This is a genomic window from Oenococcus kitaharae DSM 17330 (assembly GCF_000241055.1).
In the GTDB taxonomy this organism is placed as follows: domain Bacteria; phylum Bacillota; class Bacilli; order Lactobacillales; family Lactobacillaceae; genus Oenococcus; species Oenococcus kitaharae.
On the sequence record NZ_CM001398.1, the window covers coordinates 1,118,480 to 1,135,731 of the forward strand.

Below are 17,252 nucleotides of genomic sequence, written 5' to 3' on the forward strand. Positions count from 1 at the left end.
AACATTCTCAAAATGATTTTGAGAAACGGATCAGTCATCCGTTTTTTGTTTGCCTTAATGCAAGTTCTGTGCAAGCCAATAGCCGAAATACAGCCAAGACAATAAACCATGCCAGATTGTTGTCCAGACATCATGGTGGCTGACAAACCAGGTGATGCCGGCAGAGAGCATTAGCCCCAAACTATAAAAATCAGCACCGTTATTAATCACATAGCCATGATGGCCGTGACGGTGATGGCCGTTTTCCACAACAATCTGCTGGGGATGGTCTTTAGCCCAATTTTTGAATTTACGATCAATTTTTTCACTGATACGATCGCCTAAATCATCAGCCTCACTTCCGAAATCATCAAAATCGTCGTCTAAATCTTTGAAATCGCCATCTGTTACTTTTGCCATAATCTTTCTCCATTTATCCTTGTTTTATAGGTTGATATGAATATCGCCATCATCGAATCTAAAGTGGCGGCCAATCGAGTCGTTCACCATCTGGCTGATATAGTCTCCAAAATCCATATCACTCAAGTTTTTAGAAACACGTTTTAATAAGTGAAGTAGTGTTGCTTGTTCTTCGTCGGTCAAACCAGCAAAAACTTCTTCACTCAGATCATCGGCCTCGTCTTTTTTGCTTTGTAAAAAGTCGTGGCCCTTTTTAGTTAACTTAATCAGTGTGATGCGTTTGTCGCGCTCGTCGGGGATCCGATCAACTAAGCCATTATCTGCCAGCTTATCAACCAGTCCTGTCACGGAACTGGGACGCACATCTAATATCTCGGCGATTTCGCCGACCGAGAGGCCGTCATATTTGTCCAATAAACGCATTAACCGAGCTTGGCCGCGGTGGTGGCTGCGCCGGCTATCATGACGCGGCCCGACCATGAGATAAAAATTTGGGTTCTTAGCTAAACCACCAATTGTTCGCATGAGTTCATTTGTTACTTCTGACATATCGTTTTCCTTTCTTATGTTTTCATTAATGATATTATTTTGTTTAGTTTTTGTCAATAAAAACTAAACAAAATATAAAATAAAATCGTTTCAATTTAGAAACGATTTAATCATCTATTATCTTAGAAATCTAGAAAGGCTGATTAATCCAAAGGCACATCAACTTGCCAGCCGTCAGGGCCCTTGATGTCGCCATCTTGGATACCACTAAGGCGATCATAAAGTTTTTGTGTGTATGGACCAACTTTGGTCTCGCTGTAAAAGACATGTTTGTTGCCGTTATGCGTAATTGAACCAACAGGCGAGATAACCGCAGCTGTACCCATGGCGCCGGCCTCTGAGAACTGATCCAAATCATAAATGCTGATTGTGGTTTCTTCGGGTTCCATTCCGAAATCACTAGCCAATTTCAGCAAAGATTTCTTCGTGATTGAAGGCAGAATAGAAGGCGACTTCGGTGTTTTGAACTTGCCATCTTTCGTGATACCAAAGAAGTTGGCGCCACCTAATTCTTCGATGTTTTCATGCAAGCGAGGATCCAAGTAGACAACGTCCGAAAATCCTTCTTCATGTGCGATAGAACCAGGGAGCAGACTAGAAGCATAGTTTCCTGAAACTTTTGACTGGCCAGTTCCACCATGAGCGGCACGGTCATAAGGGCTGGTGACGTAAGCAGTTGGCTGCATGCCGCCTTTATAGTAAGGGCCAACTGGCGTTACGAGAATATGGAATTGGAACTGATTGGCCGGATGGACACCGATAACTTCACCGGTACCGATCAAAAACGGACGGACATACAATGTTGCGCCAGAACCGTATGGCGGAACAAAGTCTTGATTGGCTTTGACAACTTCTTTAACGGCTTGAACAAATCGATCCTCTGGGAACGGTTCCATCAGAAGGCGCTCAGCTGATTTATGCATCCGTTTGGCATTCATATCCGGCCTGAACAAGTTAACACCGCCATCTTTTCGGCGATAGGCCTTCAAACCTTCAAAAGCTTCCTGTCCATAATGAAGGACATTGGCAGCTTCAGACATTGTGATTGTCGAATCTTCAGTCAGATGACCTTCATCCCAATGGCCATCCTTAAATTCTGCATGAAAACTATATGGCAAATCATGATAATTAAAACCAATATTCGGCCAATCAAAATCTGTCGCTTTTGCTTTTGTCATTTTTGTAAATCTCTCCTTTTCTAACATGAATCATTGATATGTGAAACAAATTATTAATCAAACAACATCAAGGTGTAAATCATTTTCGCGTGTCTTGCCAACGCGCTTTAAGAACTGATACCAAACCCAAGAAATTACTGCCGGGCCAACTAAACCGAAGAAAAGCATGACTGCTAAACCGCCCCAGCCATTTGAGAAGCCGGATGTTTTAGGCATTGACAGAATATTTAACGGTGCAGTAAATGATGAGAAACCAAGTCCGCCAAGGGCAGCTGGTACTCTAAAACCGCCAACTGTTACTGCAAATATAGCCATCACAACAGCTGAGATCATTGGTCCAACCGCTGTTAACGGTGATTTGATGATGTTTGGAAACTGGACTTTCGGTGTTACGAGCCCTTGGGCAATATTAGCACCGGAATTATTTTGTGTAAAACTCATTGCTGTATAGCCGGAAAATGCGGCACAGCAACCGATTAAGGCGGCACCGGCAGACATTGGATCAAGCCCGACTGCTACGGCTAATGCAGCCGACGAAGCGGGTGTCATTAAGAACCAGAACCAAGCAAACGAGACAACGGCCGCGCCAAGAATCGGGTTGACTGACATTGTGTCTGCCAGTCCTTTTGATACCCAATTTAAGAATGGCGTCGTTACAGTTGCGGCACCAAGGCCAACGACCGAACCAACAAAAGTGGCACAGAAAGGTACGATAAACATATCAAGCGGTGTCTTACCGGTCATCCACTTGCCTAATAGGGCAGCTGCAAGACCGGCAATCACGGCGGAAATCGGTTGGCCGACAGTCATGATCGTGGCGCCAGCTAATTGAGGTGCAACCCAGCCAGTAGCTGTTGTAGCAGCTTTGATTGCGCCGCTTGTAAAGTACATAGAGTTGGCGCCAACTGTGGCTGCGATCATAGCTGAAAAAGTTGTTAAGGTCGTTGATCGAAGCTGAATGGCGATACCGGCACCAATAGCAGGTGCTAGCAGATGCTGGCCTAAGACGCCAACCATCTGCATAGGCGCCCAGTGAAGCAAATTGCCAGCTGTATTCAAAAGAATGGAAATACCAAGAATAACCAAAACCGCATTGGAGATTCCTTGACTGACTGTATAGACCCAGTCAGACATTTTCATTTTTTTCTCTGGGCGGGTCAAAGGACCTGAACCTGGCCGCAGCTCTTCAGTCTGAGCTCGGTCGTTTTTGAATTTAGTTGCCGCCGACATCGCTTGCGAATAAGCCTCGCTGCGTTGTTCAGGCGTCATGGAAGCCGGGTCTTGATCAAAAAAATCAGCCTGGCTTTTTGGAACGTTGTTTGCTGTCATATTTCCTCCTTAAGTAATAAAAAAACCGCTCTAGTAAGCAACTAACTAGAACGGTTTTGAAATCTTCAACCATGCCAGCCAGCCATCTTTTGACGGCTGACAAAATGATCAGTCGTCACTGTGTAATCAACAACACGACGCTGACCAAAATAATGGATGCACTCATCTTCATTTGTGAACTATTATCTCGCATGTACTCTCTTTGAGTTGTTACTTAGGTTACTAGGAGCTGAATTAAAAGTCAAGGTATTTGATTTTTGTCATCAAAATGTAATATTACAAAAATTTTCCAAACTCGTCTTCTGAACGGTTAAAATGAGATTAACTGTTAAAAAAAATAACTATGCTTTGCGGAGGAGCTGTACTGATGCTCGTATTTTTTATTCTTTTACTCATCTTGGCCGCCGTTTTCGGTGTCATTTCTGTGGGTGTGACAGCAGTGCTGCTGCCAATTCTGCTTCTGATCCTGGCGATTGGCCTGATCTTTTCACTAATTAATCTGCTTTGGCACGGCATTGTCATCATTTTAATTGTTGTAGCCGCACTCGCTATTTATGATTGGCTTAAAAAGCGCTGATTAATCGACCGCTTGGTCATTAAAAGTAAGGAAACGGTAATGACCGTTTTCATATTGTAATTTGGACACAGAGCCATTGCTTGGCCGCGTATGCAGACCAATTTTATCTTGTCCGTAACGATCTGCTAAAGAAAGCAGCGTATTGCCATGCGAAATCAAAAGGACTTGGGATTGATCACCAATCTTTGGATTTGCCAGAATTTTTTCAAAGCCTTCATCCAGACGTGCCCAATATTCATCATTATTTTCAGCATCGTGCCAGGGATCAGCTGCTTTTAAAAAATCTTTGGTTGAAGGCAGGCCAAAATCATCAACGATCTCAGCATAGGTTTTTAACCCATAAGGTGCACCAGCTGCCAGCCAAGCAGCATCCATATTTGTGCCTTCATATGATCCATAAAATTCTTCTCGAAAATTTGGAAGGCTAAGCAATTCTGGCTGCTTATCAGAACTATTTTCGGCCAAAATCAAATCGGCCGTCTGAATAGCACGTGTTGTATCTGACGAATAAGCTGCGTCAAAAGAGATTTCTCTAAGTTTGCGCCCGGCTTTTTTTGCATCGCTAATACCGTTTTCAGTCAGTGGAGAATTGCTCCAGCCTTGTAATTTGTTGTATCGATTAAAGTAGGTCTGGCCATGACGGATCAGATAGAATGTAATTTTCATAAGCACCTCAAGCTCTATTTTAGTCTGCTAGAATGTCCGTATGGCAAAGTTTTTTGATATTAGTTACGGAAATAATGAAAAACAAAAAATGGACTTATACCTGCAAAAGGATGCAGAGCCATTAATTTTCTATATTCATGGCGGCGGCTGGTGGCAAGGTGACAAAAACAAAGATACACAAGTTTATGAGGCACTGTTTGCAGCTGGTTTTTCGATTGCTTCGATTAACTATCGCTTAGCTGACGCTCAACATGTTTATCCAACTCAATTAGATGATGCACGTCTGGCTTTAAAATGGCTGAAACAGAGCAATTATGTATTTAACCACAAGCGAATTGCCTTATTCGGCTCATCCTCGGGCGCACATATCGCACTTTCTCTATCAATTGAAAACGGGTACCCGACCGTTTCTTGGTCGGGACAATTTGATTTTCAAGGTTTTTTGAGCACACACACTGCAATCAAAGGGCGCAAAGCAGCGGATAATCCCGACCCGGATAAAGGCAGCAAGATGGCTTCTTACTATAAATGGATCTTGGAACGTCTATTTAACGGTGACTTATCACGTGCTAAAAGTGCCAGTCTCCAGCATTTGGTCAGCCCAACGACAGGCCCAATGCTGATGTTTAATTCCGCGGCTGAACTGGCACCGGTCAGTGAGGTTTACACGATGCAGCAGGCCTTTGTTGAAAATGGTTTACCAATTACAAGCATTATTCTCCCTGGAGACCGGCATGCACAAGCCTATGCTAAAGATGCCCTGCCAGCGACAATCAGTTTCTTAAAGAACAGCTTGAAAATCGCAAAAAGATAGAAGGGGCCAGATAAATTCATGGATGAAAATAAAGTACCGGCAACCATAGAAGCTGTCAGAGACCGCGTGACTTTGATGAATGCGCGCGGATTTAAAATTACCGAAGATGAGGTCATCGATCAGTCTATCAAGGAAGGTCTGCAAGCGATTGTTGATGAATTGTTAGACGGGGATTATTTCACGGTACAACTAATCGATCCAAAGACTTTCGACATCCTTGGTTTGAAAGGCAACTTGGAAGGGCAGATTTTTGCCAAAGGCACTAGTTTCACGCAGGACTTTAAAAATAATGCGGACCAGGTCTGGGATTCTTTATGGGATCAGGCTGACAAAATTGTCGGCAGATAATTTAAAATTCTAAGACCAATTTGCCAAGAGGATGCCCTTCTTGAAAAATTGTGTGAAACTTTTTTAGGTTTTCCAGATTAAATTTGTCGCTTTGATTAATCTTGACAATGATGCTGCCGGCACTAATATCGGTCAGCAGATCTGCTAAGGTTTGACCTGAATTCAAGTAGAAGGCTCGGCTATCAAACGGCGCTGATTCAGCTTTTGCTGTTAAATCCTTTGTCGTGACTAATTTTCCCTGCGCTTTCAATAGCTGCAGGGATTTTTCTTGTGTTTGACCGCCGATCGGATCCACAATGGCATCAACTTTGTCAGTCATTTGCGTGAAGTCTTCACTATGATAGTCAAAAACATGAATGGCTGGGTCATATTGCTGCAAAAATGTCTTGCCCTTACTGCTGGCTGTGGCGTAAATTTGGCTGGCACCGATCTCTTTGGCCTTTTGAATGGCGGCAAAGCCAACCGAACCGCTCCCGCCGTGGACAAGGATGCTTTGGCCCTTTTGGAAATCCAGTTCCTCTGTAACTGCTTGATAGCCCGTCTGATAGCCTAATGCGACGGCTGCTGCTTGGACAAAAGTCACATTGTCTGGGATTATAGCTGCTTGTTTTTCTAAAACGGTCAACCGCTCTGCATAACTACGCAGATGGGGGCTGGCAGCGATACGGTCACCAACGGCAAAATTTGTGACTTCAGACCCGATTGCCAACACGATACCGGCCGTACTAGAACCAAGAACCGTTGGCAGTTTGTCTTCGCCACCATATAAACCCTGCCGKTAGGCAACATCATATGGATCAATAGCCGTGGCGTAATTTTTGATTAATAATTGATGCGCTTTGAGCGGCGGCAGTTCCTTACTGCTTTCATAAAAAACATCCACATTGCCAAATTGATTAATTTCGATTACTTTCATGCCAAAACCTCCTGATATGATCATTCTGTTTCCAACCATAATTATAGTTGGATCATTTTTAAGTAAGCGGTAACATTAATCACCATTTTCACTATAATTGAAAAAGGGGTTAAACTCATGCGCAAAATTGGAATCATTGGAATGGGGCACGTTGGATCGACGCTGGCTCACATTATCACTGACCGAGGACTTGTCGACGAGCTTGTCTTGTTGGACATTAACAAACTGCATTTGCAGGCAGAGCTGCTGGATTTTTTGGATGCGCAATCTTTTCTTCCGTCGCATACAAAGATTATCGCTGGCGATTATGCAGATCTTGGCGACGCCGATATCGTTGTCAGCACTTTCGGAAATGTCCATTTGACCGCTCAAAGCAGTGATCGTTTCGCCGAGCTGGCTTTTAATCTGAAACAAATCAAATCCATGGCTGCCCAACTTCGTGCAGTCCATTTTCACGGTGTTTTCTTAACCATTACAAATCCCGTCGATGTGATTACAGGCGTCTATCAAAGAGAACTCGGCCTGCCCAAAGAACAGGTATTTGGCAGCGGGACTTATCTGGATACATCGCGATTAAAGCGAGAAATCGGCCAGCGCTTTGATCTGGACCCGCGTTCAGTCACGGGCTTTGTCGTTGGCGAACATGGCGACTCTCAGTTTCCGGCCTGGTCATCAATTCGGATCTTGGATAGGCCTATTCTAGAAATTGCCCAAGAACGCGGTATCGAAGTTAAGGATTTAGCGCTGGCAACAAAAAAAGATGCTTTTCAAGTTGTTCAAGGCAAGGGCTATACAAATATTGCTGTTGCAAGCGCTGCTGCCAGTTTGATTGAGTCGGTGCTGACTGATAGCCATTATGAAGTGGTAGTGTCGCGTTACAATCAAAAATTCGGTATTTACATCTCTTTGCCGGCGATTATTGGCCGAAAAGGGATCGTCAGTGAGGTTTATCTGCCTTTAAATCCTGAAGAGACGGCCAAATTAAAGCAGAGTGCCCAGTCGATTATTGAAGAGACAAAACTGTTTCAATGAATTTTCTAACGAATTCTGTGGCTTTGTCATACAATAAAAGCTATGACTAAATCTCCCGTAAGCTATGAATTATTGCATGTCGACAAACATAGTGGTGCCCGTCGAGGCATTATCCATACGCCTCATGGTGATTGGCAGACGCCGATGTTTATGCCGGTGGGCACCCAGGCAACGGTCAAATCAATGCAGCCGCGTGAATTAAAGGAAGTCGGGTCGCAGATTATTTTGGCAAACACTTATCATCTTTGGATCCGGCCTGGGGATGAACTGATTAAAAAGGCTGGCGGCCTGCACAAATTCATGGATTGGGATCAGGCTATTTTGACCGATTCCGGTGGTTTTCAAGTATTCAGTTTGGCAGACACACGATCGATTACAGAAAAAGGCGTCACTTTTAAAAACAATGTCGATGGTTCGACAATGTTTCTTTCACCGGAAGTTGCCATGAAGATTCAAAACAATCTGGGCCCGGATATCATGATGCAGTTGGACGAAGCGGTTCCATATTTTGAAACCTATGATTACATCAAGGAATCGACCGAGCGGTCTGCACGTTGGGCATTAAGGGCTTTAAAAGCACATAAGCGCCCTGATGAACAGGCCTTGTTCGGAATTGTTCAAGGCGCTGGTTTTAAAGAACTGAGGCAAAATTCCGCCAAGGATCTCGCATCTTTGGATCTGCCCGGTTATGCGATTGGCGGTCTTTCGGTTGGTGAATCAAAAAAAGAAATGAACCGTGTTTTAGATTTTACAACGCCTTGGCTGCCAGAAGATAAGCCGCGATATCTGATGGGTGTGGCCGCACCGGATTCGTTATTTGACTCGGTAGCACGCGGTATTGATATGTTTGATTGTGTGCTGCCAACGCGAATTGCTCGTAAGGGCAGCCTCATGACACGCTTTGGCCGGATTGTGATCACAAATCATAAATATAAAGACGATTTTAGTCAATTGGATCCGGATTTAGATGATTATGCTTCCACACATTTCACAAAAGCCTATCTGCACCATCTCTTTAATACCAATGAATTACTGGGTTATAATTTGGCTTCAATGCACAATCTGCGTTATCTGTTAAAATTAATGGCAGATATGCGGACCGCAATCGAAAATGACCAATTTTTGGATTTTCGGGCTCAAGTGTTAGAGGAATACGGTTATAACAAGCCCAATGCACGCCTTTTCTAAGGCAATTTTGCTAAAATTGTTATCTGGAGGAAATTTATGTTCGAAAATTTGATCGTCTTGGCGGCAAGGTCAGGATTTTCATCTTGGCTGCCAATGATTCTTATCTATGCCGTCTTGATAGGTGGCATGTTCTGGTGGACTTCTCGTCGCCGCAAGCAGATGGCTCAGCGCCAAGAAGAGATGCACAATGGTCTCGTTAAGGGCGCGTCAGTTGTCACGATCGGTGGTCTTCACGGTATTGTGGATTCGGTTGATAATGATAAAAAAATTGTCACACTGGATGTTGAAGGCGTTTTCCTACCCTTTGATCTTCGTGCGATTGCTAAAATTGGACCTGTCGCATCTTCGACTGATACAAAAATTACGGCTGATGTTAAAAAGCCTGATGAAGAAGATAAAGATACAGATAAAGAAAAGTAACCAGCTGACGTTTAGTCAGCTTTTTTTGAGGAGACAATCATGAAAATTACTTATTTTGGACAGAATGCTTTTCAAATCAAAAGTGGGCAGACGACGATTCTGATTGACCCTTTTCTGACTGGTAATAAACACACACATGTGGATCCCAACAGTCTTAATCCAGATTATATTTTGTTGACTCACACGCATGGCGACCATGTTGGTGATGCTTTTGATATTGCACGTCGGACTGGCGCTTTGATCATCACTCAGACTGATTTCGCTGATTATATTAACAATACTCTGCCCGAAGCCAAAGGCTGTCACGCTGAGAGTGTTAATTTTGGCGGTACTTATACCGGCCGGGATTTTACAATGAAAATGTATCCGGCTTGGCATACCGATGCGCGCTTGGTCAAAGGCTTGCTAGTTCCTTTAGGGACGGCCTGCGGCATGGCACTGACGATTGAAGATAAATTGATTTATAACACAGGCGACACAGCCTTGTTTTCCGATTTGAAATTAGTCGCTAGAAAACGGCCTGTTGATCTGGCTATGATCTGCATTGGTGGTCATTTTACAATGGACGCTGATGATGCCGTCGTGGCAGCTGAATTTTTGCAGGCCAAACACGTCATTCCGACACATTACAATACTTTTCCGGCTATCCAGGCCGATCCGCAGAAGTTTATCGACAATTTGCCAGCAGGAAGCGGTCTATTGCCTGCATTTGATGAGGAATTTGTCTTCTAATTCAGATAGACTAGAGACATGGACTTTCAAGAGCAAGTATTAAAACAAGTAGAAAAATATCAAACCATTATTATTCACCGCCATCAGCGGCCTGATCCTGATGCTGTTGGTTCTCAATTAGGTTTAAAAGCCGGGCTCCAAGCGGCTTTTCCTGAAAAAAATATTTATGCCGTCGGTAAAGAGATCACAGGTCTGAGCTGGGTCGGACAAATGGACAAAATTGCCGATTCAGTTTACGAAAACGCCCTCGTGATTGTGATTGATACAGCCAACCGTGATCGCATTGATGATGATCGTTATAAAAAAGCTGATTATCTGATCAAGATTGACCACCATCCCAACGATGAGCCTTTTGGCGATTTGATGTGGGTCGAGCCGGAACGTTCTTCAAGTTCAGAAATGGTGGTTTATTTGCTGGATGGCAATGCACCACTCTCACTGACAGAAGAGGCGGCACGTTTTCTCTACATTGGCATTACGGGTGATACTGGGCGCTTTATGTATGCTTCGACACCAGAGACTTTTATTGCTGTCAGCAAGTTGTATCACTTTCATAATGATTATTCAGCGATTAACCGGCAGATGTCTTCAATCAGTTTGGTACAGGCACGCTTCTCCGGTAAAGTTTATAACGACATGAAGGTAGAAGACCAGGTTGGATGGATCACTTTGTCGCGAGCCGAGATCGAAGCCGGGCATTTAGGCAGCGAAGGCAGTAATTTTATTGTTGGCATGTTTGGCTCGATTAAAGAAGTGCTTGTTTGGGCCAATTTCATTGAAAACGATGATGGCACTTACCGTGTTCGTCTACGCTCAAAGGGGCCGAACGTCAATGAAATTGCTAAACTGCACAATGGTGGCGGCCATGATATGGCTAGCGGTGCCAAAGCTAAAGACTTAAAAGAAATTGACCAGATTGTTTCCGAACTTAAAAAAGCTGCCGCTGATTTCAAAATTTTGGCTTGATTTTTTATGATCACTGATAATTTATTCTGAAACTGTTAGACTTATGAGTGCTGGTCTGAAAAGACTAAACGCTTTTACATCATTTAGTAATTTTAAATAGCGATCAGAAATGCGGATTTTTTCGCAGTAAATAAAGTTAATGACAAATCAATTTGGACAATTCAATTTAAAAAAAGAAATCGTCGCGGCAATTGACGGTATTTCTTTTATAAAACCAACTAAGGTACAGCAGCGTTTAATTCCTTCTATTTTAGCTGGCCGTGATGTCGTTGGACAATCGCAGACAGGGTCGGGTAAGACACATGCTTTTTTGCTACCGATTTTTAATGCTTTGGATCCAGCGCTGGATGAAGTACAAGCTGTGATTACATCGCCTTCGCGTGAACTGGCTGAACAATTATATGAGGCATTTCGTGCTTTTCAAAAAGCTCTGGCAAAACTTGATCCGCGATTCGATGCTTTACGAATTGTGGATTACGTTGGCGGCAGCGACCGTGTCAAACAGACACATCAATTGGAAAAAAAGCAGCCGCAGGTTGTCATTGGCACACCGGGCCGTTTAAAAGATTTTTTGAGCCAGAATTTGCTTTTAGTGAATCATAATCGTTTTTTCGTTGTTGATGAAGCTGATATGGCTTTGGATATGGGCTTTTTGGGGGACGTTAATACAATCGCCAGTGCGATGCCAGCGGATTTGCAAATGCTGGTCTTTTCAGCGACAATCCCTGATAAGCTCACGCCTTTCTTAAGAAAGTACATGAAAGAACCGATAATCGAAGAGATTCCAGTTTCGACAGTTGTCAGCGATACAGTCGAGAACTTACTGCTGGCTACTAAATCAAAGGACAAAAATGAGGTTATTTATGACTTGCTGACACGCGGCGAGACATATCTGACAATTGTGTTTGCTAATACCAAGGAGCGTGTTCGTGAATTGGCCAAGTTTTTAGAAGCACAAGGATTAAAAGTAGCTGAAATCCGTGGCAATATTGAACCGCGTGAACGTCGTCGTGTTATGCGGCGAGTCAAAAATCAGGAATTTCAATATGTTGTTGCGACTGATTTAGCAGCTCGCGGCTTAGATATTCAAGGCGTCTCAGAAGTTATTAATGATGATATTCCAACCGATTTGGAATTTTTCATTCATCGTGTTGGGCGTACCGGTCGTAATGGTATGTCTGGAACTGCAATTACCTTGTATGGGCCAGACGAAGAGAGCAAAGTGGCTGAACTTGAAAAATTGGGAATTCATTTTCAAGCCAAGCAGCTGAAGAATCACGAACTTGTCGATGCCAAAGATCGGAATCGCCGTCACGTACGTCGTCTAACCCCCAAAAAGTTGGATCCTGAGATGATCGGATTGGTTAAGAAGAAAAAGGCGCACGTGAAGCCTGGTTATCGTCACCAAATTAAGGGCGCAATTAAATTTAAACAATTAAAAGATAAAAAAGTCAGTCAGCGCACAGCAGCACGTATTTCACGCAAAGAGCGCCGTTCTGAATCAAGATAAAATAAAAACCCGGCCTGTATAAGATCGGGTTTTTATTTATGCTTGAACAGCTTTACTTACTGCTAGCAGACTTGAGCAATTTGTACAAGCGAGCCTTATCACGAGCTGCTTTGTTCTTTTTGATCAAGCTTTTGCTTTCAGCTTTGTCGATTGCTGCACTGGTCTTGCTGTACAAACTTTCCAGATTGTCAGCACCAGCAGCAACGGCTTTTTCAAAGTTTTTGACGGCAGTCCGATAAGCACTGATTTGTGGGATACGGACGGCACGTTCTACTTTGGTCAAGCGCTCGCGCTGAATTGAAGATTCAATAATTGGCATTTTTTCCTCCTAAAAATATTAACGACGAAGTCCGAGCTTCGAAATAAGTTCACGATAACGAGCGACATCATTTGTGCGCAAGTAACGCAGCAAATTACGACGATGTCCGATTTTCTTCATGAGACCACGCTGTGAAGAAAAATCGTGCTTGTTAGCGCTCATGTGGTTATTCAGTTCGTTAATGTCAGCAGTCAAAACAGCCACTTGAACTTCTATAGAACCGGTATCACCCTCGCTGCGGGCATATTCTTTAATGATCTGGTTCTTTGCTTCTTGAGTTAAAGCCATGTCTACCTCCTCAATATTTCCGATTACCGGGTTGTTCGTAAGGGTAAGTCCGCGAACAACTAAGCAAAGGGATCGCTGTCCTGTATAAGACAGCTCCTACATTGTATCAAAAGATGAAAGATTTTACATCCTTGGTCAAGTCCTGTAAAATGAATTTAACGAAACTCTCTTGGACTAACGGCTAACGCGTCCGGAAAACAGATTCGCAATTAAATATTGAGGTTATTAATGGTAAATACTAGTTTAAGTATCATTCCCTTCGGCGGTGTCCGTGAAAACGGAAAGAATATGTATGCCGTGACCGTGAATGACGAAATTTATATTTTGGATGCTGGATTAAAGTATCCTGAAACAGATCTTTTAGGGGTTGATGTTGTCGTCCCTGATTTTAATTATCTGATTGATCATGCTGATCAAGTTGTTGGTGTCTTTTTGACACATGGCCATGCTGATTCGATTGGTGCGCTGCCATACCTATTGGAAGCATTGCGTGTACCGGTCTTTGGTACGGAATTTACTTTAGCTTTGGCCAAAGAGCAGGTAGCAAAACGGCCTTCTTTGTCCGATTTTAATGATTATAATGTCATCACGCCAGATTCAGTTGTTGAATTTGGTAAGACAAAAGTGTCCTTTTTCAGCACAACACATTCAATTCCGGAGTCTGTCGGGATTGTCTTGGAGACTGAGTACGGCCAGGTTGTCTACACTGGCGACTTTAAGTTTGATAATACGGCACAAGTTCCTTATAAAACCGATTATGCCCGTTTGACACAAATCGGCCAGCGTGGCGTGCTGGCACTCTTAGCTGATAGCAATGGTGTTGAATTACCAGGCGAGTCTGCAAATGAGTCTGCCATCGACGAATTTGTTTTCCAGACATTTCGTGAAAATGCCGATCGCCGGATTATTGTTGCGACGGTTGCTTCTAATGTCCAGAGGATTCAAGAAGTGATCAATGCTTCTTTTCAGACAGGACGTAAAATCGCTATTTCTGGCAATGACTTAGAACAAGTTGTCAAGACAGCTTTGGATTCTAAACGTCTGCAGCTGCCAACCAGCTACAATAAATTGTTTACAAACATCAAGAATTTGAAGTCGGTTGAACCGAACAAATTAGTTATCTTAGAGACGGGGAAGATGGGTGAACCAGTTCGTGACCTGTGGCGGATGGCCAATGGTGATGATCGTTACGTTTCCTTTAACGACAAGGATCTGATCTTTATTGCGACGACACCGTCTGTTGCCAGCGAATCAATTATGGCCAAGACGCGCGATATGATTTTCCGTCGTGGTGCCAACGTGATTTCAATTAAGGATCATGTTCATTCATCTGGGCATGCTAGTCAAAACGATCTTCAGTTTATGCTGAACTTTATGAAGCCGACTTATTTCTTCCCAGTTTCCGGTGAATATCGTGTTTTCTCAGTTGCTGATTTTCTGGCTCAGGAAGTTGGTATCAAAAAAGAAAATATCTTCCTTTCAATGAAAGGGGATCAGTATAAATTAAATCCAGAGACCAAGCAGTTCAAGCTCGAGGATTCCTTTGAAGTCGACGACACGATGATTGATGGCTCTGGCAACACTGATGTCGGAAATATTGTCCTTCGTGATCGCAAGATGTTGTCTGAAGACGGCGTAGTCATTGCAGCCGCAACAATTGACCGTAAGAAGAAAAAGGTGGTTGCAGCGCCAAGAATTACGACTCGCGGCTTTATCTTTGTTAAGACTAATCGTGATTTGATTCATGATTCCGCTAAAGCAATGGTGGACCAGATCGAGTTGTATTTGGCCAACAGTGAAGACTTTGACTGGAACGATCTAAAATCAGGCGTTAAAGAAGCCCTATCTAAGTTCTTCTATGAAAAGACCAAGCGCCGTCCGGTTGTGATGCCTGTTGTGATGGAAGTTAATCAGAACCGTCGCCCTAACAATAAAAAGAAGGGCGATAACGCTAGTGCCAAAAAAGAAGCAGCCGAAGATACCAAGAAACCCGCTGGCAGCAAGAATCGCAAGCCGCGTCAACGTGTCAAGTCGACACCACGTTCCATTCGTCCTAAGAAGGAGACGATGGAGAAAATTAACGCACAATTAGCCGAAAGGAAACAATTAGAAGAAAATAATGTCTGAAAACCCTCAAAAACTGAGTTTTGATCAATTGGTTCAGCAGGGGCAGCTAGAATTTGACCACCAAAATTTCCATCAAGCTGCCTCTTTTTTTGAGATGGCCTACAACCAAAAGCAGGAAATCGACTTGAACCGTATTTTGGTTGGTACTTTATATGAAGACCAGCAGTTTAGCTTGGCTAATGTTTATCTGCAGGATTTTTTGGATGATTATTTGAACACAGAGCGTTTATTCAAGCTGGCTATTAACGTTCTTTTAAAGAATCAAAACTTTATTTATGCACGGGAAATGGCGGGTTTTGCTGACCCGATTTGGGCTGCGGCAGCCATAGAGCAGATCGAAAACGAAGAAAGACTTATTCGTACTCAAATGGCGGTGACGCAAAAAGAACTGGCACAGTCCTTTTATCACTTGTCGGATGGCGATTTTGCCAAACAGCGTCAACGTTTTGAAAGTTCGTTCAAATTACCTTTGCATGAGTGGTGGAGCGGCAGTAAGTTTTTGTTGTTGGATCCTTACATCAATCCCTTAATCCGATCTAGTCTGATAGAGACAGCACAAAAGCTGCAGATTGACGAAAAGGTGGACTTTTATTGGATTGATCATAAAATTTATCAGGTAAATCCCAGCAAAATCAAGCCGCTATTGGCATTGCCCGAATACACTAAACTCAAGAAACGTTTGGATGAGGAACTAGGTGCGGATGATCCAATTGCTAACGACATGCTGACTTCAAATCTCAGAATGCAGACGAGTTTGTTGTATCCCAAAATTTCCGCAGGTATTTTTGAAGGGAACTATTGGATCGATGAGATGATCAATCAATATCAGGGTGCCGATCGTCTGTCCCGCATGTCGGATAGTCAGCGCAGAATTTTTGATCAAGTTGAAAAAACCATTGATGAAATTGTCCGCAGTGAACATGCAGCGGATGATCATGCACCAAAAAGGTAAATGTGGTATTATAGTAGGGTTGAATTAAGTAGAGGTACCCGCCTCTCGCCTCATGTGGAACACCATGTTGGCAAATCATTCTTTTGAGGCGGGTTCTGCATGTTTGCATGACTCGCTTTTTCTAACTAAAAATGGAGGATTTTTCTTATAGCACGACCACAGCAACGGCCCAAGCGCCAAATAGATCTTGTCAATGAAAACATTCACTTTCACGAAGTGATGTTAATTGATGGGGGATCACAAAAGGTTATGAGTACTCGCGATGCTCAAAAAATCGCTAGTCAAAGGAATCTTGACTTAGTCATTGTTCAAGCGAAGGCACAACCGCCTGTCGCGAGAATTATGGATTGGGGCAAGGTTAAATTTGAACAGCAGAAGAAGCTTCGTGAGAACAAAAAGAAGCAGGTTATTGTTCAAACCAAAGAAGTTCGTCTGAGCCCGGTTATCGGAGAAGGCGATTTCGAGACTCGGCAGAAGGCAGCAACGAAGTTTTTGAGTGCTGGCAATAAGGTTAAATTGAATTTACGTTTTCGTGGACGAATGATGACACACCAAGATGTTGGCCGTAAAGTGCTGCTTAAAATGGCAGACCAGCTCAAAGACTTGGCTAATATTGACCAAATGCCCCAGTTATTGGGCAGACAAATGTCGCTTCTGCTTTCACCGAAGCCTGAGGTTATTAAGAAAGTACAATCCGAAAAGAAAAGCAAGATAAAGGAGAATCAAGATGCCAAAGATGAAGACTAGTCGCGCTTCAGCAAAGCGTTTTAAGAAAACTGCGTCAGGTGGTTTTAAAAGTGGACAAGCTTTTACTTCTCACCGTTTTCACGGTAAGACTAAGAAACAGCGTCGCCAATTGCGTGGCACTGCCATGATGAACAGAATTAACGTTAAGCGTTATGCAAAAGTTTTAAGTAACCTATAATTTTTGGTCAAGGAGAT

At 43.2% G+C, this 17,252-nt stretch carries 20 protein-coding genes and 1 pseudogene; 13 read left to right on the forward strand and 8 right to left on the reverse strand.

Translation table 11 applies throughout. The features are described from left to right. Positions 1 to 54 precede the first annotated feature (54 nt). The 4 genes from OKIT_RS09390 to OKIT_RS05595 all read right to left on the reverse strand — a co-directional run bounded on the left by OKIT_RS09390 (position 55) and on the right by OKIT_RS05595 (position 3,455). Positions 55 to 399, reverse strand: a complete 345-nt coding sequence (locus OKIT_RS09390; protein WP_007746039.1) for a hypothetical protein — start codon at positions 397 to 399, stop codon at positions 55 to 57. 24 nt (positions 400 to 423) lie between these two features. Beyond that, positions 424 to 948 (reverse strand): MarR family winged helix-turn-helix transcriptional regulator, encoded by a 525-nt coding sequence (locus OKIT_RS05585; RefSeq protein ID WP_007746041.1) that lies wholly within the window; start codon positions 946 to 948, stop codon positions 424 to 426. A 143-nt stretch (positions 949 to 1,091) separates the two neighbouring features. Next, on the reverse strand, positions 1,092 to 2,153 hold the full coding sequence (locus tag OKIT_RS05590; RefSeq protein ID WP_277868709.1) for a branched-chain amino acid aminotransferase: 1,062 nt from the start codon (positions 2,151 to 2,153) through the stop codon (positions 1,092 to 1,094). Between the two features lie 30 nt (positions 2,154 to 2,183). After that, a complete protein-coding gene (locus OKIT_RS05595) occupies positions 2,184 to 3,455 on the reverse strand; it encodes a PTS sugar transporter subunit IIC (RefSeq protein WP_007746043.1) in 1,272 nt (423 codons plus the stop codon). Between the two features lie 367 nt (positions 3,456 to 3,822). Here OKIT_RS05595 and OKIT_RS05600 point away from each other — a divergent pair, with 367 nt between their 5' ends. Further along, entirely contained in the window at positions 3,823 to 4,032 is a 210-nt protein-coding gene (locus tag OKIT_RS05600) for a hypothetical protein (protein ID WP_007746044.1), read from the forward strand. Here OKIT_RS05600 and OKIT_RS05605 read toward each other — a convergent pair whose 3' ends face one another. Then, positions 4,033 to 4,698: a histidine phosphatase family protein gene (locus OKIT_RS05605; protein ID WP_007746045.1), complete on the reverse strand. Its 666-nt coding sequence runs from the start codon at positions 4,696 to 4,698 to the stop codon at positions 4,033 to 4,035. It abuts the gene before it with no gap. Between the two features lie 40 nt (positions 4,699 to 4,738). Between OKIT_RS05605 and OKIT_RS05610 the strand changes: the two genes are divergently transcribed. Together OKIT_RS05610 and OKIT_RS05615 are read left to right on the forward strand one after the other, a co-directional pair. Next, positions 4,739 to 5,512 carry an alpha/beta hydrolase gene (locus OKIT_RS05610; protein ID WP_007746046.1) on the forward strand — a complete coding sequence of 258 codons (774 nt, stop codon included), beginning with the start codon at positions 4,739 to 4,741 and terminating at the stop codon, positions 5,510 to 5,512. 18 nt (positions 5,513 to 5,530) lie between these two features. Continuing rightward, entirely contained in the window at positions 5,531 to 5,860 is a 330-nt protein-coding gene (locus OKIT_RS05615; protein WP_007746047.1) for a hypothetical protein, read from the forward strand. 1 nt (position 5,861) lies between these two features. On the opposite strand, the gene OKIT_RS05620 is transcribed toward OKIT_RS05615, so the two are convergent. After that, positions 5,862 to 6,776, reverse strand: a complete 915-nt coding sequence (locus OKIT_RS05620) for an NADP-dependent oxidoreductase (protein WP_040610081.1) — start codon at positions 6,774 to 6,776, stop codon at positions 5,862 to 5,864. 117 nt (positions 6,777 to 6,893) lie between these two features. Between OKIT_RS05620 and OKIT_RS05625 the strand changes: the two genes are divergently transcribed. The 6 genes from OKIT_RS05625 (at position 6,894) to OKIT_RS05650 (ending at position 12,624) form a co-directional block, all read left to right on the forward strand. Next, the gene (locus OKIT_RS05625) at positions 6,894 to 7,808 is read left to right on the forward strand and encodes a lactate/malate family dehydrogenase (protein ID WP_007746049.1); all 915 of its coding nucleotides are present in this window, start codon (positions 6,894 to 6,896) and stop codon (positions 7,806 to 7,808) included. Positions 7,809 to 7,850: 42 nt separating this feature from the next. Then, entirely contained in the window at positions 7,851 to 8,996 is a 1,146-nt protein-coding gene (gene tgt, locus OKIT_RS05630; protein ID WP_007746051.1) for a tRNA guanosine(34) transglycosylase Tgt, read from the forward strand. A gap of 36 nt (positions 8,997 to 9,032) precedes the next feature. Continuing rightward, a complete protein-coding gene (gene yajC, locus OKIT_RS05635) occupies positions 9,033 to 9,416 on the forward strand; it encodes a preprotein translocase subunit YajC (RefSeq protein WP_007746053.1) in 384 nt (127 codons plus the stop codon). A 39-nt stretch (positions 9,417 to 9,455) separates the two neighbouring features. Then, positions 9,456 to 10,148, forward strand: coding sequence for a metal-dependent hydrolase (locus tag OKIT_RS05640; RefSeq protein ID WP_007746055.1), 693 nt, complete (start codon positions 9,456 to 9,458; stop codon positions 10,146 to 10,148). Positions 10,149 to 10,166: 18 nt separating this feature from the next. Next, the gene (locus tag OKIT_RS05645; RefSeq protein ID WP_007746061.1) at positions 10,167 to 11,114 is read left to right on the forward strand and encodes a DHH family phosphoesterase; all 948 of its coding nucleotides are present in this window, start codon (positions 10,167 to 10,169) and stop codon (positions 11,112 to 11,114) included. A gap of 139 nt (positions 11,115 to 11,253) precedes the next feature. Beyond that, the gene (locus OKIT_RS05650) at positions 11,254 to 12,624 is read left to right on the forward strand and encodes a DEAD/DEAH box helicase (protein WP_007746063.1); all 1,371 of its coding nucleotides are present in this window, start codon (positions 11,254 to 11,256) and stop codon (positions 12,622 to 12,624) included. 52 nt (positions 12,625 to 12,676) lie between these two features. Here the strand turns inward: OKIT_RS05650 and rpsT are convergent, their stop codons facing one another. Together rpsT and rpsO are read right to left on the reverse strand one after the other, a co-directional pair. Then, complete coding sequence (rpsT, locus tag OKIT_RS05655; RefSeq protein WP_007746065.1) at positions 12,677 to 12,943, reverse strand: 30S ribosomal protein S20; 267 nt, start codon at positions 12,941 to 12,943, stop codon at positions 12,677 to 12,679. 18 nt (positions 12,944 to 12,961) lie between these two features. After that, positions 12,962 to 13,231, reverse strand: a complete 270-nt coding sequence (gene rpsO, locus OKIT_RS05660; RefSeq protein ID WP_007746067.1) for a 30S ribosomal protein S15 — start codon at positions 13,229 to 13,231, stop codon at positions 12,962 to 12,964. Positions 13,232 to 13,459: 228 nt separating this feature from the next. On the opposite strand from rpsO, the gene OKIT_RS05665 reads away from it, so the two are divergent. The 4 genes and pseudogenes from OKIT_RS05665 to rpmI all read left to right on the forward strand — a co-directional run bounded on the left by OKIT_RS05665 (position 13,460) and on the right by rpmI (position 17,235). Continuing rightward, complete coding sequence (locus OKIT_RS05665; protein ID WP_007746070.1) at positions 13,460 to 15,358, forward strand: ribonuclease J; 1,899 nt, start codon at positions 13,460 to 13,462, stop codon at positions 15,356 to 15,358. Further along, entirely contained in the window at positions 15,351 to 16,310 is a 960-nt protein-coding gene (locus OKIT_RS05670) for a hypothetical protein (protein WP_007746072.1), read from the forward strand. Before OKIT_RS05665 ends, OKIT_RS05670 begins: the two co-directional genes overlap by 8 nt. Before the next feature lie 103 nt (positions 16,311 to 16,413). Then, positions 16,414 to 17,057 (forward strand): annotated as a pseudogene (gene infC / locus OKIT_RS05675) (translation initiation factor IF-3). Beyond that, positions 17,038 to 17,235 (forward strand): 50S ribosomal protein L35, encoded by a 198-nt coding sequence (rpmI, locus tag OKIT_RS05680; RefSeq protein WP_007746074.1) that lies wholly within the window; start codon positions 17,038 to 17,040, stop codon positions 17,233 to 17,235. The pseudogene infC and the gene rpmI overlap by 20 nt, the downstream one beginning before the upstream one ends. Positions 17,236 to 17,252: the final 17 nt, after the last annotated feature.